This window comes from Paenibacillus sp. 102 (assembly GCF_039549175.1).
Lineage (GTDB): Bacteria > Bacillota > Bacilli > Bacillales > Bacillaceae_G > Bacillus_A.
On record NZ_JBCGHT010000004.1, the window covers coordinates 92,776 to 114,157 of the forward strand.

23 protein-coding genes and 1 riboswitch are annotated in these 21,382 nt (G+C 35.2%); of the genes, 3 read left to right on the forward strand and 20 right to left on the reverse strand.

The window, feature by feature from the left end; translation table 11 throughout:
• Positions 1-10: 10 nt before the first annotated feature.
• From AAIE21_RS12605 to AAIE21_RS12625, 5 genes are all read right to left on the reverse strand, one after another.
• A complete protein-coding gene (locus tag AAIE21_RS12605) occupies positions 11-1,000 on the reverse strand; it encodes a 5-oxoprolinase subunit C family protein (RefSeq protein ID WP_343267099.1) in 990 nt (329 codons plus the stop codon).
• Positions 997-1,704, reverse strand: a complete 708-nt coding sequence (gene pxpB / locus AAIE21_RS12610; protein ID WP_343267100.1) for a 5-oxoprolinase subunit PxpB — start codon at positions 1,702-1,704, stop codon at positions 997-999. The genes AAIE21_RS12605 and pxpB overlap by 4 nt, the downstream gene beginning before the upstream one ends.
• The gene (locus AAIE21_RS12615; RefSeq protein ID WP_343267101.1) at positions 1,704-2,471 is read right to left on the reverse strand and encodes an IclR family transcriptional regulator; all 768 of its coding nucleotides are present in this window, start codon (positions 2,469-2,471) and stop codon (positions 1,704-1,706) included. The genes pxpB and AAIE21_RS12615 overlap by 1 nt, the downstream gene beginning before the upstream one ends.
• A gap of 241 nt (positions 2,472-2,712) precedes the next feature.
• Complete coding sequence (gene lepB / locus AAIE21_RS12620) at positions 2,713-3,267, reverse strand: signal peptidase I (RefSeq protein ID WP_343267102.1); 555 nt, start codon at positions 3,265-3,267, stop codon at positions 2,713-2,715.
• Between the two features lie 21 nt (positions 3,268-3,288).
• A complete protein-coding gene (locus AAIE21_RS12625) occupies positions 3,289-3,972 on the reverse strand; it encodes a copper homeostasis protein CutC (protein WP_343267103.1) in 684 nt (227 codons plus the stop codon).
• 410 nt (positions 3,973-4,382) lie between these two features.
• On the opposite strand from AAIE21_RS12625, the gene AAIE21_RS12630 reads away from it, so the two are divergent.
• On the forward strand, positions 4,383-5,531 hold the full coding sequence (locus AAIE21_RS12630; RefSeq protein ID WP_343267104.1) for an SH3 domain-containing protein: 1,149 nt from the start codon (positions 4,383-4,385) through the stop codon (positions 5,529-5,531).
• A 430-nt stretch (positions 5,532-5,961) separates the two neighbouring features.
• On the opposite strand, the gene AAIE21_RS12635 is transcribed toward AAIE21_RS12630, so the two are convergent.
• The 11 genes from AAIE21_RS12635 to AAIE21_RS12685 all read right to left on the reverse strand — a co-directional run bounded on the left by AAIE21_RS12635 (position 5,962) and on the right by AAIE21_RS12685 (position 15,253).
• The gene (locus AAIE21_RS12635) at positions 5,962-6,183 is read right to left on the reverse strand and encodes a YdbC family protein (protein ID WP_343267105.1); all 222 of its coding nucleotides are present in this window, start codon (positions 6,181-6,183) and stop codon (positions 5,962-5,964) included.
• Between the two features lie 161 nt (positions 6,184-6,344).
• On the reverse strand, positions 6,345-7,007 hold the full coding sequence (locus AAIE21_RS12640) for a methionine ABC transporter permease (RefSeq protein WP_343267106.1): 663 nt from the start codon (positions 7,005-7,007) through the stop codon (positions 6,345-6,347).
• Positions 6,997-7,758, reverse strand: coding sequence for a methionine ABC transporter ATP-binding protein (locus tag AAIE21_RS12645; protein ID WP_343267107.1), 762 nt, complete (start codon positions 7,756-7,758; stop codon positions 6,997-6,999). The genes AAIE21_RS12640 and AAIE21_RS12645 overlap by 11 nt, the downstream gene beginning before the upstream one ends.
• Before the next feature lie 6 nt (positions 7,759-7,764).
• Complete coding sequence (locus AAIE21_RS12650) at positions 7,765-8,925, reverse strand: acyl-CoA dehydrogenase family protein (protein ID WP_343267108.1); 1,161 nt, start codon at positions 8,923-8,925, stop codon at positions 7,765-7,767.
• 13 nt (positions 8,926-8,938) lie between these two features.
• A complete protein-coding gene (locus AAIE21_RS12655; RefSeq protein WP_343267109.1) occupies positions 8,939-9,757 on the reverse strand; it encodes a MetQ/NlpA family ABC transporter substrate-binding protein in 819 nt (272 codons plus the stop codon).
• Between the two features lie 58 nt (positions 9,758-9,815).
• Positions 9,816-9,904: riboswitch (SAM riboswitch) on the reverse strand.
• A 172-nt stretch (positions 9,905-10,076) separates the two neighbouring features.
• Positions 10,077-10,706, reverse strand: coding sequence for a YdcF family protein (locus AAIE21_RS12660; protein ID WP_343267110.1), 630 nt, complete (start codon positions 10,704-10,706; stop codon positions 10,077-10,079).
• Positions 10,707-11,044: 338 nt separating this feature from the next.
• Positions 11,045-11,542 carry a GNAT family N-acetyltransferase gene (locus AAIE21_RS12665; protein ID WP_343267111.1) on the reverse strand — a complete coding sequence of 166 codons (498 nt, stop codon included), beginning with the start codon at positions 11,540-11,542 and terminating at the stop codon, positions 11,045-11,047.
• A 9-nt stretch (positions 11,543-11,551) separates the two neighbouring features.
• The gene (locus AAIE21_RS12670; protein ID WP_343267112.1) at positions 11,552-12,130 is read right to left on the reverse strand and encodes a GNAT family N-acetyltransferase; all 579 of its coding nucleotides are present in this window, start codon (positions 12,128-12,130) and stop codon (positions 11,552-11,554) included.
• A 149-nt stretch (positions 12,131-12,279) separates the two neighbouring features.
• A complete protein-coding gene (locus AAIE21_RS12675; protein ID WP_343267113.1) occupies positions 12,280-13,608 on the reverse strand; it encodes a YjiH family protein in 1,329 nt (442 codons plus the stop codon).
• A gap of 127 nt (positions 13,609-13,735) precedes the next feature.
• Complete coding sequence (locus AAIE21_RS12680) at positions 13,736-14,251, reverse strand: GNAT family N-acetyltransferase (protein WP_343267114.1); 516 nt, start codon at positions 14,249-14,251, stop codon at positions 13,736-13,738.
• 180 nt (positions 14,252-14,431) lie between these two features.
• Positions 14,432-15,253, reverse strand: coding sequence for a UTP--glucose-1-phosphate uridylyltransferase (locus AAIE21_RS12685; protein WP_343267115.1), 822 nt, complete (start codon positions 15,251-15,253; stop codon positions 14,432-14,434).
• Positions 15,254-15,455: 202 nt separating this feature from the next.
• Here AAIE21_RS12685 and AAIE21_RS12690 point away from each other — a divergent pair, with 202 nt between their 5' ends.
• Positions 15,456-16,745, forward strand: a complete 1,290-nt coding sequence (locus AAIE21_RS12690; RefSeq protein ID WP_343267116.1) for a UDP-glucose dehydrogenase family protein — start codon at positions 15,456-15,458, stop codon at positions 16,743-16,745.
• Positions 16,742-17,695: an NAD-dependent epimerase/dehydratase family protein gene (locus AAIE21_RS12695; protein WP_343267117.1), complete on the forward strand. Its 954-nt coding sequence runs from the start codon at positions 16,742-16,744 to the stop codon at positions 17,693-17,695. Before AAIE21_RS12690 ends, AAIE21_RS12695 begins: the two co-directional genes overlap by 4 nt.
• 198 nt (positions 17,696-17,893) lie before the next feature.
• On the opposite strand, the gene AAIE21_RS12700 is transcribed toward AAIE21_RS12695, so the two are convergent.
• From AAIE21_RS12700 to AAIE21_RS12715, 4 genes are all read right to left on the reverse strand, one after another.
• A complete protein-coding gene (locus tag AAIE21_RS12700; protein ID WP_343267118.1) occupies positions 17,894-18,313 on the reverse strand; it encodes a hypothetical protein in 420 nt (139 codons plus the stop codon).
• Between the two features lie 85 nt (positions 18,314-18,398).
• Positions 18,399-19,085, reverse strand: a complete 687-nt coding sequence (locus AAIE21_RS12705) for a hypothetical protein (RefSeq protein ID WP_343267119.1) — start codon at positions 19,083-19,085, stop codon at positions 18,399-18,401.
• Position 19,086: 1 nt separating this feature from the next.
• A complete protein-coding gene (cotS, locus tag AAIE21_RS12710; protein WP_343267120.1) occupies positions 19,087-20,145 on the reverse strand; it encodes a spore coat putative kinase CotS in 1,059 nt (352 codons plus the stop codon).
• A gap of 16 nt (positions 20,146-20,161) precedes the next feature.
• Complete coding sequence (locus tag AAIE21_RS12715) at positions 20,162-21,307, reverse strand: glycosyltransferase family 4 protein (protein ID WP_343267121.1); 1,146 nt, start codon at positions 21,305-21,307, stop codon at positions 20,162-20,164.
• Between the last annotated feature and the right edge of the window lie 75 nt (positions 21,308-21,382).

Genomic DNA, 21,382 nt, shown 5'->3' on the forward strand with positions numbered 1-21,382 from the left:
TCCTCCTACCTTAAGCTTGTAAAGCAATGAATTTCTTTAATAGGTTCATATTTTGTTCTTGCTCTATGTACAGCTCTGTCGCTTCTGTTATAGAAGCCTTTACAAACGTGACGTAATCACCTGGTTTCAATTGTGCGAGAATGGGTAAATCAACTGATATGACATTACCAATTCGTGGATAGCCTCCTGTCGTTTGTCTATCTGCCATTAAAATAATGGGATAGCCACCTGATGGCACCTGGATTGTTCCAAATGTAACTGCACTTGATAAAATCTCAGATTGTTCGATTCTTTTTAGTTCTTCACCTTCAAACCGATACCCCATACGATCTGCATAATTAGACACTTTATATTCTTTTGTAAAAAAAGCTTCTAAACTCTCATTTTTAAACTGATCCCATTCAAAATCTGGAATAACACGAATGATTGGACCACGACTGTATTTAGGTAGAACGTAATTACATATGCCCCAACGTGTTGCTATTCTTTCTTCATCCATCAAATTCTTTATCATACAAGTAGCAAATTTTGACGGTGTACCAATTTGAAAAAGATCTCCCTGTTTCAGTGCTCGCCCCTCTACTCCACCTAAACTCGCTCTTACATATGTACTTTTACTTCCCATACTACTTACAACATCAATTCCTCCTGCAAATGTTACATATGTCCGACATCCAAACTGCGCTTTTCCGAAGCAGAGCATGCTTCCTTCTTTCGCCAGCATTGGTTGCCATAATGGAATGGGTTCCCCGTTTAACAGAGGCTCCATATTCGCACCACCAATTGCTAGCAATGTTGTTTTCTTTATAAGAAGTTTTGGTCCCATCATTGTAATTTCTAATCCAGCTTCATTCTCTTCATTTCCAACTAATATATTGATCATTCTTAATGCTATCTGGTCCATCGCACCGCCAACAGGTACACCATATTGTTGATAGTGATACCTTCCTAAATCTTGAACGGTTGTAAACATCCCTGCATGTAAAACCTCGACATTCATTTCTTAGCTCCCTCCATAACCAGATACTCTTCCTCTGTTATTGGGATAAAACGTAAATACATTCCACTCTGCACATATGTAGGTGGCTCTTTAGTTGGCTGAAACAAAGAAACAGGTGTCCGGCCAATAATATTCCAGCCCCCTGGTGTTTCTAATGGATATATCCCTGTTTGACTTCCGCCAATCCCAACCGAACCAGGTACTATTTGTAAACGTGGTGTTTGTTTTCTAGGTGTTTCTAACTCTTTAGGCATTCCACCCAAATATGGAAAACCGGGTGTGAATCCTAGCATATAAACAAAATAGGTTACTTCACTGTGAAGGCGAATCACATCACTTGCATGTAGTTCATGATATGCCGCAACTTCTTCTAAATCAGGTCCATATTCTCCTCCATAACAAACTGGAATTGAGATGCATTCATATTGTTTTTGCGCTTCATTTTGATTATGACAAAGTATTTTTTTCATATATTCACATACAAAATCATAAGGTGCTACCTTTCTTTCATTTTTCCTCCATAACTTATATACATCATAGTAAACCGTTAAAGAAGAAAAAGAAGGTACACACTCAATCATCCCATCAAACGGATTTTTCTTTAATAGAGCACGTAAATTTTGCACATTTTCATATATATCCAAATCAATTTTCTCCCCAAACGTAACAACAACTGCTTGATCCCCTAACGCTGAAAATTTCATCATATACCTTCCTTTTCACCTATCCAGCCAAGTTCTTTTGAAATTTGGTGTGCCGTTTCTTTTACTTTTGTAATAAAGTTTGGAATTGCCGATTCATTATACTCTACTTCTAATCCTGAAATACTAATACCAGCTATTACAGTGCCATCACTTGCAAAAACAGGCGCTGCAATGGCAGCTGTATGATTCTCAAGTTCCGAATAACTGATCGTATAACCTTCTCTTTTCGCCTTACGTAACCGGCTTTGCAACTCTTCTTTATCCACAATCGTTCCATCTGCAAAGCGTTGTAACTGCACTTTCTCTATATACTGCTTTTGATCATCTTCTGAAAAATACGAGAGTAAAATACGCGGACATGCTCCTGCATATAAAGGCGCTCGTCTTCCAATCTCCGTGTATACTCTTACTGGTTGGTCGCCATCCATTTTCTCAATATAAATTGCCTCATTATCATCTTGAATAATTAAATTGACAGCTTGACCAAGGGAATCTCTAAGTTTTTTCATATATGGCTTTGCAATATTTCGTACGGATAATCGCTTCGACACAAGTTGACCGAATCGTAAAAATACCAACCCCAGCCTATAACTTCCCTTCTTTGTCTTTTGTAAAAAGGCCATTTCTTCAAGTGAACCAATTAAACGGTATACAGAAGTTTTTGGCATACCTGTATGATGAACCATTTCCGTTAACGTTAATTCTTCATGTTCATAAAAAAGTTCTAAAATATCCATCGTCTTTACTGCCGTTTTATTTACACTCATCTTAGCTCTCCTATATTCCGAAATTCGGAACAACGATTCCGTTTTTCGAAACAATATATAATTTAAAATTATAAAATATTCTTTCTATTTAAACAATATTTTTCTAAAATAAAAAATCGAGCATAAAAGCTTTGTGCTTTCATACTCGATTTTTCATTTTATTTCTATTGTTTCTCCATGTTATCCGAACTACTTAAATTAACATTCAATGCTTTTTAACGCATATATGAAAAGCCGCTCTTTAATGCAATGCTCTCACTTGTTGCAACGGCCAAAATACCGCTTCACCTTTTCCGACAATTTGACCTTCAGAAACAAATCCAAACATGCGACTATCTTTTGAAACTTGACGATTATCTCCTAATACAAACACTTGACCTTCCGGTACTTTTGTTTTCCCGGTTTTTTGTTCTAATGTAAAATCAGGCGTTAATGTTCCTTTCGGTACTTCGGCCTTATAATCTTCCAAATATGGTTCATCGACAGCTTTTCCATTGACGTACAATACATCGTTTTTATACTCAACCGTATCTCCTGGCAAGCCAATTACTCGCTTCACTAAATCATGTCCTTCTTTTCCATGAAAAACGATAATATCAAAGCGATCTAACCCCTGTATATTAAAACCGATTTTATTTACAAGTACACGTTCATTATTTTCTAGAGTGGGCATCATAGATTCACCTTGTACGAGTGAAGGGGTAAATAAAATACCACGTACAATAAAAGCGATTCCTACTGTAATCCCTATCGTTTTAACCCACGAAACAATTTCCTTTTTCTTACTTTCCTCCATCTTTTCCCCTCTTCTCTAGCATTATAATGACTTTGTTAATTCCACTAAATCTTGTACAGATTTTTGATCAATTTCAGCAAAACAAGACTTATCTTCTCGAACTGCAGTACCTACATGTGCTTCTGAAATTTCTGTTCCGTTCAATAGTCGCTTTATATTTTCTTTTGTCACACCACTTCCTACAATGAGCTGGAAATCACCTTGACTTACTCTTTGCATTTCATGAAGTACAGGTATATTTTCTTCTATCTTCCCTTGACCACCAGAAGTTAAAATGTGAGTTATCTTTTCAAAATTACGTAATGTTTGAACTGCACCAACAAGATCAGTCGCTTCATCTATCGCACGATGAAATGTAACATTCATTCCATCTACAACAGATAATAAATCAGCCAATTTTTTTTCATCAATTTGACTCTGCTCATTTAATACACCTAAAACAACACCTGCAGCACCAAGTTCTTGTGCAATTTGTATGTCCTCTTTCATCATTTCGATTTCTTCTGCCGTATATATAAATGATTTAGCATGCGGACGAATCATAACGTGGATCGGTATGTTTACTGCTTTTACCGCTTTTTTTATAAAAGCATAACTTGGCGTTAATCCACCTTCTGTATATGCTGAAATGAGCTCAATTCGATTTCCACCAGCTTTTTCAATTCGTTTCACATCTTCTAAACAAGTTGCAATGATTTCTAGCATAAAGCTACCTCTTTTCATACTTTTTCCACATTATTATACCGTAGCACAAATCAGAAACCTAGGTTTCCCATGTAAAACATGAAAAAAGGAATAAAAAAGAAAGATTTTTCAAACTCCTATAAAACAAAGCCTTGCTAGATTATAAATGAAGTAGATTAGTAAATACATGAGAAGATTCATGTGTCATTGATAACATTAAAAGTCTCTCCTGAATAGATTTCTATATCGTGCAGCAAAAAGAGTCTGACGCCCCAAGGTATCGGACTCTTTTTGCTGCACGATAAGACTTTGAACATACTTGAGAAATATATAAATTCCTCTCATGTATTTCCAAAATCCTTATATTTCTGTTATTCTTTTAATATAATTCTAAATTTTGCCACAAATTATACAAGGGGGCTCATTATACGATGAACATAAAAGCTACAACATTGACAGCAACAACTATCGCAGTCGCTTCTCTTCTCCCATCAATTACTGAAGCGGATACGCAAACAACAGCTGTACAACCAAAAAGCAACACAGAAATCGGATACGTAAAACTTGATAACGTTCAACTATATCAAGGAAATACAACAAATAGTGATTCCCTTGGAAGTATTTCATATAACACACCTGTTATCATTCTTGAAACTACACGTAATTGGTATAAGGTACATGCTCAAAACAAAGTTGGCTACATACAAAAATCTAATTTGTCTTTGACGAAATTAAGTGGGCAGCGCAACCAACATATCGTAACTGCAAGCGCTTTAAATGTTCGTTCAAAGCCGAGTATACACTCATCAATCCTTGACGTATTACCAAACGGGACATTTCTCTCCATTCAAGAAACACATCATGACTGGTATCTCATCTCTCACAACGGACAAAAAGGATACGTAAAAAAAGAATTTGTATCAAATAGCTCGCAGCCATTTGTTAAAGGGATTACTGTGCAAAATAATTCTTACTATGTTGCGACTCCTAGATTAAAAGTACGAAGCGGCGCAGGAACAAATACTGCTGTTTTAGGCTCTTTGCAAAATGGAATACAAATACAAGTAGTAGGTAAAGTAGGTTCGTGGTATAAAATTCGTTTTGGCTCTGGATATGGGTATGTTGCACAGCATTATGTATTACAAAATAAACACCAAGAAAAGTCTACGCCACCTTCTATACCTGCTGTTTTTAAATTTCCAACACAGGGACAAGTTAGCTCAAATTTTGAAGTTAGATGGGGACAAATGCATTATGGCGTCGATTTTACGGCAACTGGAGATCAATCTATTCGTGCTGCAGCTGCTGGAAAAGTTATCAAATCCTATTATTCTAACAGCTACGGGAACGTCGTTTTCGTTACTCATTACATAAAAGGAAAATTATATACAACTGTTTATGCGCATATGAAAAACCGATCTGTCCAAGTCGGAGATCGCGTTCAAACTGGACAAGTGTTAGGTCAGATGGGGAATACTGGACATTCAACGGGGCAACATCTTCATTTTGAATTACATAATGGGGCATGGAATTTTGAAAAAACAAATGCCGTTGATCCGCTCCCTTACTTGGTTAGGTAACACCTTATGCCACGTAATATTCCGTTACTCATTGAGTATCTAGCCTTTTTCGGCCTGATCTGTTGTTTCCTTATTTATGATACCAATATATATTTTTTAAGTATGCTCATCCTATTTGTATGCTGCGAAACATTACTGGAAGTATTTAAAATACGATTCAAAAAATACATTTCTCATTTATATACATCACTCATTATTATCGTCTGTCTAATCATTCATTTAAAGATTGATGGCCTATTTATATCGAGTATGTTCCCTGTATTTTTTATAAGCGTTCTTCTCATTGTATCTCAATATATCTACATACCGGAACATCATAAAAAAGGAGATACAAAGACAAAGATTGTATAGTCTTTTCTAGCACATCATGCAAAAACCACTTTTGAATAACGATTCAAAAGTGGTTTTATTTGCACAAAACATTCCGTTTTTATAACTCCATACTGTTTAAAATATCTTTTAACGCTTTTAACTCTTCCATCGTTAATGTGACACCTTTCCCCATTTTGTCGTGCTCAGGCGCCCAATCACGCAAATCATATTTTGGCTCTTTTCCGTTCCAACTGATTAAATTGAGCTCTTTATTCCAGCCTTTAGGTGACTGTGATATAGCTCCAAAAGTTTTTTGAATATCAAACTTAATTTCCGCCACTGTTGTTCACCCCTTACAGTATATATTCCCTGTTTTTGTCTCCTACATTCTCTCATATCTATATCGATAGTGCTAATTTCCTGCACGTTGATCATTGAACACCTTTTAACTGTTCATCTCGCACTAAAAAAAGACTTCGATATACACCGAAGCCTTTATACTTACCGTTTATCAATTTTCGCAGCAATTCTATTCCCAATAAATTGCACAGATTGAACGAGAATGACAAGCATAAGTACCGTAACAACCATAACATCTGTTTGGAAACGATAATATCCAAAGCGGATTGCTAGGTCCCCGACACCCCCGCCTCCGACAACTCCCGCCATAGCGGAGTAGGAAATAAAACTTACCGTTAAAACGGTTAAGCTTAATACAAGACCTGAACGCGCTTCAACAAGCAGTACTTTCCACACGATTTGCAGCGGAGTTGCTCCCATTGCTTCAGCAGCTTCGATTACTCCTTTTGGAACTTCGCGCAGCGCTTGCTCTACGAGTCTCGCAAAATAAGGGATTGCTGCTACTGATAAAGGAATCGTTGCAGCGATTGGACCGATTGTAGTTCCCAATAAAGTTCTTGTGAGAGGTACAAGTGCTACTAGTAAAATGATAAATGGAAATGAACGAATAATATTTACGATACCATTTAAAATACGATGGACAATATTTTGTTCCAAAATTTGTCCTTTACTTGTAAAATACAAAATTACACCTAAAGGAACCCCTAAAATAATTGCTGCTCCCACAGAAAGTCCAACCATTAATAATGTTTGTAAAAGCGATGTCCAAATCTCTGGAAGGAGCGGAATAACATTATTGAACATGTGCAACGCCCCTCTCTTGCTCTACTCCTAATAAAAGTTTCGCAATTTCTGTTGTTGGTTTTAAATGTTGGTCGCGTAAGTGGAATGATTCAACAACTTCTCCTTCTTCCATTACCGCGACTTTATTACAAATTTGTTTAATGACATTCATTTCATGCGTTACGATTACGATTGTAACTCCTAACTCTTTATTTATCTTTTGTAAAAATTGCAAAATAGAAAGTGTCGTTTTCGGATCGAGTGCCGATGTCGGTTCATCACAAAGCAATACCTTAGGATCATTTGCTAATGCACGAGCAATCGCAACACGCTGTTTTTGCCCACCGCTCAGTTGTGAAGGAAAATGATGTGCTTTATCACTTAAACCAACAATCTCTAAACATTCTCTCACTCGTTTTTCTTTCTCTTCTTTTGAAACTGATTTCAATTCTAATGGCAGGGCAATATTATCCGATACATTTTTATTATGAAGAAGATGAAAATGTTGAAAAATCATCCCGATTGACTGTCTGGCTGTTCGTAAGTCTTTTTTCGATAACTTTGTTAAATCTTTACCATTTACAATGACTGCACCTGAATCTGGTTTTTCCAGTAAATTCATTGTACGTAATAACGTAGATTTTCCCGCACCACTTAAGCCAGCAATTCCGTATATATCATGTTCTTCAATTTGTAAAGAGACTGATTTTACACCGTGAAATAAACCTTCTTTCGTCTGAAACGTTTTATTTATATTGCGTAACGTTATCACGTTCACTCACTCCTTTTCAATTGATTTATAAGCATCGTCTGCTAGTAATGAGAGTGTTACATCATCCATTGGTGGATTGTGTAAACCAGCGCGAACATTTAAATAATAGCGGTGCAGCGGATTCTTTTCAGATAAACTTTTTGCCCCTACAATTCTCATTGCCTTATCGACAATTGATATCGCTGCATTCGTCGCAATATATTTCGCTGCTGCTAATTCTGCTTGCAAGGATTGTTTATTTTTCGCCTCATCATATTTTTTCGCCACTTGGTATAAAAAAGTGCGAGCTTGCAAGAGTTCTAACTCTAATTCGCCTACTAATCTTCTAACGTTTGGAAGCAAGCTGATTGGGTGATTTAAACTATTCGGTTGATATGATTTCGCAAAATCAATTGCATAATTTCTTGCAGCCTGTGCAATTCCCAAATAGCATGCTGGTATATGAAGTAACCATCCAATTCCTTTCGGTTTCGACTTCGAACCTTTTACATCTGTAAAAAATTTATTCGGGATTTCAACATTCTGCAGTACAAGATCGTGGCTAGCGGTTCCGCGCATCGCAACACTATCCCAAGTCTCCTCAATAAACACACCCTTTTCATGTCTTGGAATTACAAATTCCCCAATCTCTTCTCTTCCTTCAATACTCGCTGAAATAATGAAATAATCGAGTACAGGTGCCATCGTTGTAAAAGTCTTTCTCCCGTTTATAATCCATTTATCACCTTTTTGTACAGCTAACGTTTCTGGTTTTCCGCCTCGCGTTGGACTCCCTGTTTTTGGTTCCGTTGCCGCTCTGTTAAAAAGAGCGCCTTTTTTTACTTCGTCACAAAACCAAGCGAACATATCGGGTTTCCATGAACGATTTTCAGCAAGTTCCTTCACAATCCCAAGGTGCCAGCCAATTGATAAAGCTGTTGCTCCGTCTCCCTCTGCAATCTTTTCTTGAAATAAAACAAAGTCATATAGCGAAATTGCCTTTCCTCCGACATCTTTTGGTAATGTTAACTTCGTATAACCGATATGCTGCAACTCTTTAATATTTTCAAAAGGAAAAGATCCGAGTTCACTCAGTTGATGTTCCCTTCCTGCAAACTGCGGAATTAATTCCTTTATCTTCTCCAATACGAGAACTTGTTCTTCTGTTTCTATAAATGATAATGTCATATCAAGATCTCCTTTACTTTAAGTAATCAGGAAGTACGAATCCTTCAAATTGTTCTTCAGATTGAATCATCTTTTTAAATTCTGGTGAATGGTACGCTTCAATTAAGTCTTTCGCAAATTGTTTTTCTTTATCTTCATCACGAACAGTAACAATAATTCTGTGTTGCGGAGGTGTTTTTTCTAATTCCAATGCTTCTTTTAACTTATGTCCAGATGAAATGACAAGATTTCCGTTAATAATGCCGTAATCTAAATCTTTCATTGCCCTTGGGATTTGTGGTGATTCGAGCGGTACTAATTTGAAATCTTTCTTTTTAAACGTTATGTCTTTTTCAGAGATTGTTAAAATATTTACATTTCCTTTTAATTTCACCCAGCCAATCTCTTCTAAAATACGTAATGCCCGTTCTAAATTAACTGGATCATTGGGTACCCCAATCTTCATTCCATCTTTCAAATCATCTAATGATTTATGTTTTTCAGAGTATACACCTTGAGGTGCTGATGGAACTTGAATAATACTTGAAATTTTCGCATTATTTTCTTTTGCGTAAGACTTCATAAAAGCAGTACTTTGAAATATATTTGCATCAATATCCTTATTCGTTAATGCAGGATTTGTTTCGTTTGGCGAATTAAACTCAACAATTTTAATTTTGTATCCCTTTTTCTCTAAGTACGGTTGTACTGCTTTTTTCACTTGATCGCTATATGGACCAGGTGTAAAGCCTAAACGAATCTCTTTTTGATTGCCCCCTGATGTCTGCGTACAACCAGTAATGATAAATAAACTACATACAATACTTACAAGTGCAAAAAATAAACGCTTCATCCCTTCTCCTCCTACTAAAAAACAACCTTACATATAAGAAGGTTGTCATCTCTTTTCCTTCTTATCTACTCGGAATTAGCACCTTTTTATTACAGATAGGTTGCTGAAGCTTCATCGGGCCGTTCCCTCCACTTCTCTCGATAAGATTATATTTTATTATGTTCTCTATTGTGTCACTATTCCGATGAAAATACAAGGCTTTTATTATAAAAATTTTCTATAATTTGTAAAGTTATAGGAAAATTACAACATATTCACATAACAAAAAGGATAGATAAGGCAGAGTAGTTCTGCCTTATCTATCCTTTCTCTTACTTGTTTAATCACCTTTCAGCATACGTAAAGGTAACGATGCAACATACCCAATATAAGAACATAATTCTTTAAAAAAGAACGGAATTTCTGTATCTAATGTTTTATATGCTGATGTTGGCGTTGGTGATGCATATGCATCCATCCCAATATGCTTCGCTATTTTCATCGCTCGCTTCATATGAAGAGGATCACTTACAATCGTGTATGTATGTAAGCCATTATCAATTCCGACCTGTTTCGCATTCTTTAAATTATCTTCTGTAAAACGCGACTGTGTTTCAATTAATATATCTTCATCCTTTACGTTATGTTTTATTGCATACGCTTTTGCAGTACGTGCTTCTTCTTGCTCCGCTTCAAATTTGGTACCACCTGTAAAAATAATTTTTTTAATACTTCCATTCTTATACAAGGAAATCGCATGATTGATTCTTTCGCGAAATACAGGAGACGGCTTTCCGTTCCAAGACGCCGCTCCTAGTACAACAGCAGCATCTGTAGGTACCTCGTCTGTTTTAAAGCGATAACTCCAAATATCGTAAGCTACATAACTTACAAATAGAATCATAGAACTAATCATAAGCAAGAACACTTGCAAGATTCTTCTTTTTTTACTTTTCTTATTTTGTTTCATTTGTACTAGCCTCCGTGCATCATCCATACTTCTATTAATTTAAAATGATCTTTTTTGAATCATTATATTTGAGTTTATTTGAAAGAAGGCACTTTTCTCAACAATTGATTCGTGCTATAAAGGGTTTTCATTCAAATAGAGGATTTTTAATTTACTATTATTTGCGGTTCATACTTTATGAATTTGATTTATGTACAAATTTCTCATACAACTCTATTGTAACGAATTTCTTCACAGAAGGGAATGATGAAACAAAAGTATATAAAAGAAGTTATCATTTTGTAAGAAAAAAAGAAGAGATTTTCCTAATTTCATAGAAACGAACCTCTTTTTTCTATCTACTTTATAATCCAATATTTCATATGTTGCTCCTCAAGTGCACATGTAAAGCCTGCTTTTTCTAACACTCTACTTGAAGCAACATTACTCGTTAAGCAATCTGCTTTAATCGTTTTTACTTCCTCATTCTGCTTAAGCCACTCTACAAAAGCTCTCGCCATCTCAGTCGCATAACCATTTCCTTGATAATCTGATACGATACTATATCCAATCTCAACTGTACCAGTTGAATCAGGTGCACCTTTACAACCCATATCACCAATAATTGCATTATCTTCCTTATGAATAATGAGTCCACTCCACTTACTTTGCTTTGGATTTTTCCGTAAACCTTCCGCAATCCACGGCAAAATATCTTTATAATCAGGCATTGGCCAGTCTAAAGATACTTTATATGGTATGATTTCCTGCAACTCTTCTCTTCCTTTTATCGTTGCCTCGACAAGTTCTAATGTAAAGGGAATCATCTTTAGTCGCTTTGTTTCAATATTTATCATGTAAACCTCCTATTTATGTAAATCCATTTTTTTCAGTAGTTGCTCTTTCACTACTGGCCACTCACTCAAAATGATGCTATATACTACCGCATCCCTTACATAGCCACTCGGTAACTTTCTTTCATTTCGTAATACTCCTTCTTTTACTGCACCTAGCCTTTCAATTGCTCGCTGCGCTTTTTCATTTCGCAAATCTGTCTTTATTTGCACGCGCAGCATCTTTAATTTTTCAAACGCATATTGCAATAACATGTACTTACATTCCGTATTTATACTCGTTCTCTGTACACTCGGATGATACCATGTTTGACCAAGCTCGGCAGTCTTGCTTTCTGTTGATATATTGTACAAACGTGTACTGCCGACAACTTCATTCGTCTTTTGATTTATCACAACAAATGGTAAATCCGTTCCCTTTTTATATCGTTTTACTGCGGTTTCAACATATCGCTCCATATCTTGATAGTTGTCCATTTTAGCTATTAAATACGTCCATATTTCTTTATTTCCTTCCACAATAGCAAATAATTTTTCTACATCATTTGCACCCATTAATCGTAGCATCGCTCTTTCGTTTATTATTTCCATAAACAAATCTCCTTTTCTATGTACCTAGCTATATTATAGTTTGCCACGTAACATATAACAAAATATTCTAAATTTTATTTTCTATCACTTTAAATCCAATAATACAGAAAAAAAGACTCACTTTTATAGCATAAGCGAGCCTTTTTCCCTTAAAGCAAAACATATGCAATTGGCGTAATAATCACCAATGTTAAAATTGTTCTTTGCACATACAAAATAATAAGTTCGGAAACTTTTAACGGAATATCTGTAGACAAAATACATGGAATCGATGCTGAAAAAAATAAAATAGATGATACGGATACAACCGCAATCACAAACTTAGTTACAAGCGGTGCACTCACAACAAGTAATGATGGTAAAAACATTTCAGCAATTCCAACTGATACTGCTTTCGCGGCTAGTTCTGCTTCTGGGAGCTGCATCAACCATGTAAACGGATAGAATATGTAACTAATCCAATCAAATACCGGTGTATACTTTGCAAGTAAAATACCGATTAATCCAACAGACATAATGGATGGCAAAATCCCCATCGTCATAATGAATCCATCTTTTAGATTAACCAAAATATTTTTCATCACACTTGGTGCCGATTTCGATACTTCTAACGCATCTTCCCAAGCGCGCTCTAACATCTTCTCTTTATAAACTGGTTCTGGAAAACCTTCTTTAGTAATATATGTATCTGGTTTTGTTCGTAGTGGTGGGATTCTTACGGTGATAGCGGTTACAATGAATGTTACGATAAGTGTGGTCCAAAAATACAAATTCCATAAGTGCATAATGTTTAACGTTTTAGCGATGATAATCATAAATGTTGCCGAAACCGTTGAAAAGCCTGTCGCAATAATGGCAGCTTCTTTAATTGTATACTTCCCCTCTTTATACACACGGTTCGTAATTAATAAGGCAAGCGAATAACTCCCCACAAAAGAAGCAACTGCATCAATTGCTGATCGCCCCGGCGTTTTCCATAATGGTCTCATAATCGGTCTACAAAATGTCCCGATAAATTCTAATAGGCCATATCCGACTAATAATGCTAAAAATGCCGATCCGATTGGAACAAGCAAGCTCACTGAGATCACTAACTTTTCATACAAAAATGGTCCAACATCAGGAGCAAAAAACCAAGCTGGTCCTATTTTAAAGCAGTACAATACTCCAAATACGACTCCAATAACTTTTAAGAATGAAAAACAAATATCTACAATTGATGCACTCCATTTCTTTGTATAAAACGGATATATTGCACCAATTGTCATGACAAATAAAGCATAATATGGTACAGCTGACGGAACTACTGCTCGAATCCAAGATACAATGTGGTCAATCATGATCGATGAGGTTCCATTGATTGTGACAGGAACAAAAAACATAAAGATACCAACTAGACTAGCAAGGATAAAACGAAGAATGATTTGTTTCTCCTGCCTTGTTTTTACGATTTTGTTTTCTAATTCAATTTGGCTCAATTCTTTTACACCTCCAGTTATCTAAATATTCTGTATAAATAGTTCGCACTCCTCTTTTTTTTCTATATATATTAAATAACAACTGTAAGATGTAAGTGTAAATCAGCTATCCGAAAAAGGATGGGAGCTATTTTCCTATCCTTTTTCGATACTTATTATGACCATCTATCACGCCGAGATGCTCAAAACCATTATTTTTATAGAAGTTGTTTAGTTTCGTATTATTTGCAACACAATCTAACTTTAAGAACGTTTTGTCAGTATTCATATTATCTTGAATCCACATCAAAGCCCCTTCGCCTATTCTATTTTTCATACACTTAGGGATAATCGCTAGTCTATGTAAATATAGTGAATCAGAAAGAGCATCTTCACCAAAAATATGGCGATCCCATTCACATTGTATGGAAGACAGTGTAAAAGTACCTATCATTTCATTCTCTTTTAAAATGATGTAAGTGTTTTTATTGTTTACAGCTTGAATGATCTCTTCATCATCTCCACCTGCTAAGAGATACTGCCACTGGTCGATTTCTTTCTCTTTTAACCACTGTGCAACTTCTTTTAGCATATGAATAATGAGAATACTTTCCTCGCTATGTGCAGTTCTAATTTGATAGCCTTCCAGGGTATTTTGATACAATGTTTCTTCCTCCTTTTTAGTAATTCAACTTTTTATTTGAATAAAAAAGAAATAATCAATCTACCTTTAATAAGTAATATAAATTATAAGTAATTGATTCAAAATCTACAACAATGCATGTGAATAGCTTAATAAACACTTATTGAATTACTCACATGCATGAATAAATATTCCCACCCTTTAATCCTTACTCCCTTTATTTTGTCCATGTATAAGATTAAGAATTTGAATATATTCATCTTCTTGTCCAATATCATATCGGTTTCCATCGATGATTTTCCCATACACGTTTTTCGTTGTAAGTAAAGAATGGATCGCGTCAGTGAGTTGATATTCTCCTCCGACTCCAGGCTGTATGTTTTTTAACAAAGGAAAAATATCTGGTGTAAAAACATACCGACCAATCACTGCAAAATTAGATGGGGGATTTATTTTCGGTTTTTCAACAATATCTGTAACTTGAATATAATCCTTTTTTACAACATTACCTTTTACAATCCCATACTTTTCTAAATTTTCATCCGGTACTGTATGGATACCTAGTACACTACTTTTTGTCTCTTCGTATATCCTAATTAATTGATTTAAAGCTGGTTCTTTATCCGAAATTACGATATCATCTGGTAAAAGTACAGCAAAAGGATCATTCCCTATAAATGTTTCCGCTAGTTTTATTGCTTCACCCAGTCCTCTTGCATATGGCTGCCTTGTGTAATGAATTTGAATATTAGGAATAGAAAATCCTTTTAATAAATGTGCTTTATCCTCCCTTTCCAAAAACGCTTCCAATTCCAATGAATAATCAAAATAATCAACTATTAAATTCTTTGTTCTTGAAAGAATAATTAATATTTGTTCAATTCCAGATTTTACAGCTTCTTCTACAATATAATGAATCGCAGGTTTATTTCCTATCGGAAACATCTCTTTTGGAACTACTTTTGTAATAGGAAGGCTACGCGTCCCATAACCGGCAGCTGGAATTATTGCTTTTTTTATCACGACCCTCGCTCCTTCATCCTATTTCCAATAGTATATTCAATAATTCGTTACTCGCTCATCAATCTATCAAAAAAAGGCATTTAACTTATCTTCCCCTGTCGTTTATCGTATGAATAGGGCTTTTGATATGGCACAAGTCAGACTTGTCCACCAATATAATATACAAGCGAGTACTAATTTTTAGAAAGGTGCGTGCCTTATTATGAACATATGTATAATAGGTTCTGGCTATGTTGGACTAACTTCAGCAGCAGTATTAGCCAATTTAGGACATCATGTTGTTTGTGTTGATAAAGATCAAAGTAAAATTGATATTCTTCAAAAAGGAGAGCTTCCTATTTACGAACCGGATTTAAAAGAACTACTATATAAAAATAGAAATCGCTTGCAATTTTGTAGTGATATTGGTCAAGTCATTCATCAAACACCAGTTATTATGATTGCTGTTGGAACTCCTTCCGCCCCCAATGGAAAAACAGATTTACAATACATTTATTCTGTTATCGATACAATAGCTGAAAACATAAAATCATATAAAACAATTATCACAAAAAGTACAGTTCCACCTGGTACGAATCAACTCATAGGTGAAATACTCATAAAAAAAGGGATAGACTCTTCACTTTTTAATATTGTTTCTAATCCCGAATTTCTTCGAGAAGGATCCGCTGTCCATGATATGCTCTTTCCAGATAGAACAGTGGTAGGTATACAAAAGGGCGATACACAGTCCCTTGAAATTATGCAAGAAATATATAAAGATATTACAGCTCCATTCTTTCATACAACTTTAAGTAGTGCGGAAATGATTAAATACACTTCCAATGCTTTTTTAGCTACAAAAATATCTTTTATCAATGAAATTGCTAGAATTTGTGACGCATATCAAGTTGATATTACAGAAGTAGCAAAAGGAATTGGGTACGATTTCCGAATTAACCCTCATTTTCTCCAAGCTGGAATTGGATATGGTGGCTCCTGCTTCCCGAAAGATTTGAATTCATTAATCTATACAGCGAAAAGCAAACAAGTAGAGCCTCTCATTTTACAAGCCGTACAATCTATTAATTCCACACAAGTAGACTATTATATCGAAAAAATTAAAGACAAATTAAAAAACCCTACTTCAAACCGAATAACAGTATTAGGAATTTCCTTCAAACCTCATACAGACGATATACGTTATTCCCTTGCTATTACACTGATTGAAAAATTAATCTCTCTTGGTTACGAAATTCATACCTACGATCCAAAGGCCCACCTTCCTTCTCCTCTAAAACCACATGTTACGGAGCATACTCACTTGAAATCTTCTATTATAAATTCTGATTGTGTAATCATTGCGACAGAATGGAATGAATTTAAAACACTTGATTGGCAACAAGTGAAAAAAATGATGCGAGGAAGTACAATTGTTGATGGTCGTAATTGCATTGAAAAAAATGAAGTAGAGAAACACGGTTTACAATATATAGGAGTTGGTCGTCCATGAAAATCCTTGTTACAGGCGCAGCCGGTTTTATTGGTTCCCATCTATGTCAAGCATTACTCAAAAACGAATCCTACCATTTAATTGGGATTGATCATTTCATCGGTCCTACTCCCACCACATCAAAACATCAAAATATACAACAGTTCAAAAACCACCCACGGTTTCAATTTATACAAGGTGATCTTTTAACTACTGATTTATCTAAGCTTTTAGAAGATGTAAATATTGTCTATCATTTAGCTGCAATTCCGGGTGTACGAACAAGTTGGGGGAAAGATTTCGATCCATATGTGACCAATAATATTCTCGCTACACAGCGCTTACTTGAAGCCTGTAAGCATATAAATTTAAGTAAATTTATTCATATTTCTACTTCTTCTGTTTATGGTGAAAAAACAGGATCAGTTTCTGAAGATTTGTTTCCTAGCCCTTTATCACCATATGGTGTGACAAAGTTAAGTGGAGAACATCTATGTCATATATATCAAACAAACTTCGATATACCGATTGTTATTCTAAGATACTTTACAGTATATGGACCGCGCCAACGTCCTGATATGGCATTTCATAGACTAATAAAACAAATGTTAGAAGATAAACCTCTTACTATTTTTGGTGACGGAACTCAAACACGTGATTTTACTTATATCGATGACTGTATACGCGGTACCATAGCTGCTCTAGAAACCAAAAATCGTATAATAGGTGAAATCATCAATATTGGGGGAAAAGAACGAGCATCCGTATTAGATGTCATTTCCTTGCTAGAGAAAAAACTCGGTAAGACAGCAAAAATACATTTTCTCAACGCAGTACCTGGAGAGCCTAAACACACATGGGCCGATATTTCTAAAGCAACTTCCCTCCTTCAATATTCCCCTTCCATTTCGTTGGCTGATGGGTTACAAACAGAGATCCATTATTTAAACCAACTCTACAACGGAGGGTAACTTATGAAAATAGCATATATATGTACAGAAAAGCTGTCCTCTCTAGCAATTAGAAGTGAAATCATCCAAGTTTCAGCATCCAGTCCAACAGATAGACTAGAACATATGTATGAAAAATTTGTAAAAACACTATTCCTTCTCAATCTACATTCAAATAATCTGTAATAAAATAATACCCCCTAATAAGGGGGTATTATTTTATTCTTCATCTTCTTCATCTTCATCTTCTTCGTCGTCATCGCCATCTTCATCTTCTTCGTCTTCTTCATCTTCTTCATCTTCTTCGTCTTCTTCTTCATCTTCGTCTTCTTCTTCTTCTTCTTCTTCTTCTTCTTCTTCTTCTTCTTCTTCTTCTTCTTCTTCATCTTCGTCTTCTTCTTCGTCTTCTTCTTCGTCTTCTTCTTCTTCTTCGCCTTCTTCTTCGTCGCCTTCTTCTTCGTTAGTGAAATTCACCTCTGACTCATCTACATACTGAAATTCGACTTCTATACCATTGTGTGATCCAGATTGAATTGCATCAATTATAACTCTTAAAGCTTCCTGTAAATCATTTCCTGAATCAAAGTTAAAACCTTTTTCAAAATCCAACTTTATTTCCGCTTTTTTCACTTCAGACATTGATAAACCTCCTTCATTATAGTTTCATAAATATAGTATGTTAAACAGATATCAAAAGATTGATATACTTGCGGACTTTTTCTCTTTACTTCTTTTTCTTTTTAGAAATTTCAACACCTGCCATTAGCTTTGGAGCTACTGGTTGATCAGGCGCAATGATCTTGATTTTTAGTTTCGGTTTTTCCGGTTCAAGCGGAACTAACTCTTCTTTCTCTTCCAACTCAATTATTTCATCCGTTACTTCGCCGTTTACCTCATTATTTACTTTTTCATTTACTTCTTCATTTACTTCTTCATTTATCTCGGCATTAATACCATCTATTAGCCTTGGAGCTACTGGTTGATCAGGTGCAATAATCTTGATTTTTAGTTTTGGTTTTTCCGGTTCAAGCGAAACTAACTCCTCATTCTCTTCCAATTCAATTATTTCATCCGTTACTTCTTCATTTACCTCAGTATTTACTTCTTCATTTACCTCAGTATTTACTTCTTCATTTACCGCCTCTACTAACTCCTCACTTGTTGCAATTTCTTGATTATGTTCCGCCTCTTTTGAATCGAGAAATCTAATTGTTGGTAATTCAACTAATTCTTCTTCTTTAACAGCTGCTAAATTTTCTACTACAGATAATTCATTCAAAACAATATCTTGAGGTTTATTCATCGTTTGTTCATATTCTGAAAGAGCCCATCCCATTGGACCAGGTGGAGAAAAAATAAATTTGTCTAGGTCCAGAAGTGGGATAACCATTTTCTCCTGTTTATAGTTCATTTTATTTCCCTCCGTTTCCACTTTTGATTGTATGAAAAACATCAGAAAAATTTTGTAGAAATTCCTCTTTTGACTCCTCCAAAGCAATAATATTTTGTAATGCCCAAATATATTTTTCATCAGACCAAGATCTCTTCTGTGCCAAGTAATATTTATGAGCAATCGCACAAAATGAATGCGGGAATGATAACTCTGTCCAAAGAATACGATATTGTTCTTGTGACAATGGATTCTCAGAATCATATGCTTTTAACATATGAACAGCAAAGTCAGTATCCCATACTGACATTTTTTTCATTACTTTATTTAAAATAATACGTAAATCTCGAACTGGTAAATCATTAGTAATAGAATGTAACTCCTTCATAAAAACAGTGTCTTCCATTTCTGTAAATCTCGCTAAAGTAAAATCTTGTTGACAAAAACCTTTTGATGCAATAACTTCCTTTGTCCATTGGCTATAGTATGGCTCATCAATTTCTTGTAATGCTTTCTTCCCACGCGCTAACATCTTATCCGCATACTCTAAAAACATTACTGAAAATGGATCATTTTGAAAAGAAAGGGCAATCTTTTTATTTCCTTCTAATTCTTGTAATTTCCATCTATACAACTTATGCCACTTTCCTAAGCGACTTCGTATTTTGCTTTCTGGTTCTGAAATATACCCCTCAGATGCTCGTTGAAATTGCCCTGCATATATAAGCACCTTTTCTAGTTGTTCTTTACTATAATAAATGATTTCCTTTCCTTGATGTTTATCATATAGTACATATGAATATTCACCAGCCCCAATACAAAAAGCACCTCTCTTCGTCTTATGAAGCTTTGTAATTGGCAAACCATTGTTTAAAAGGTGTAAATGTGCCCCTGCAACAAATAACATTCTTTTTGGATTCATATGTGCTTGTTTTAATATTTTTACTCCTTCATTTGTTTCTACTTCCCAAATTGTTCTTCCACTTCTGCTTGATTGTAACGTAATATTATTCGGCTCAAATGGATAAAGTTGAAGCACTTTCTCTAAATGCTCATAGTCTAATCTAGTTTCCTCGTCCAATTCCCCTCATCCTCTCTTACTTTTTTCTAGATATTTCTTCATATACGCCAAGTAAATTCGTAGCAACACGATTCCAACTGAAATCCTTCTCAACTTTTAATCGTCCATTTCTTCCCATTTGTTCGCACTTACTTCTATTATTTAATAGATTAATAATCTTTTCAGCATATACATCAGGATTCTCGAAGTCATGCACAATATAACCATTTTTCCCTTCAACGATTACTTCTGGATTACCCCCCCGGTTACTTGTAATAATAGGTAAACCTGCAGCCATCGCTTCATAATGCACCCTAGCTAGCGGCTCTTGCCACTGTGAAGAACAGACGAAAAGATCTGACATCGCATAGAGAGTCGGTATATCCTTCGGCTTTACGAATTTAATAAAAGTTACATGTTCTTTATACATCGCTCCTAATGTATACAAATGCTTCACATAATTATTTAAGTTATCATCCCCAAACCATTTTGACCCAATAAAGACCATCATAATATCTGGGTGCTGTTCAATAATTTTGGGAAGTGCTTGTAGCAATATATGAGGCCCCTTTACTTTACTCAATCGACCAACAAATAAAACTACTTTTTTATTCTGTAAATTTAACTCTTTTTGAACATCTCTTCTTACTTCTTTCCCCCTCGCTGTCCAAGCAGGAGTATATTGATCTAAATCTACACCCGAATATACTGTCTTTGTCTTATTTTTCGCTGCTGGGAAACGAGAAGTAATTGTCTTACCAATATAATCACTTACTGTTACAATTTTTGAAACGACTGAAAGACATGCCTCCCCTTCCTCATCACTTATCTTTTCATATGCAAACATCTCATTATGCACACTTAATACAAATTTTGTTTTTGGTGCAGCATCGTATAAAACTTTCATCCAGTTTGGACGATTACATAAATGAACTACATCATAATTTTCCTTACTTATATGTTCAACAATACGAGGAACATACTCATCTTCTGAAAAACGTATATATCGAACACCTTCTCTTTTTTCAAAATCTTTCAAACCCGGATCATTTATCGAAATAATTGTCACATCTTTTCCTTTTGAAGCAATAATAGAAGCAACGGCATCCATATAAATTTGAATAGCTCCTCCTCGTATTGCTGGTACAGGTAGTTTTTCAGTAGATATTATTGCAATTTTCATACGATATCCCTCCATTTCACAAAGAATACAACCCTCTTCAACATATGTTACGAAAAAGCTCTTACCGTTGTGAGT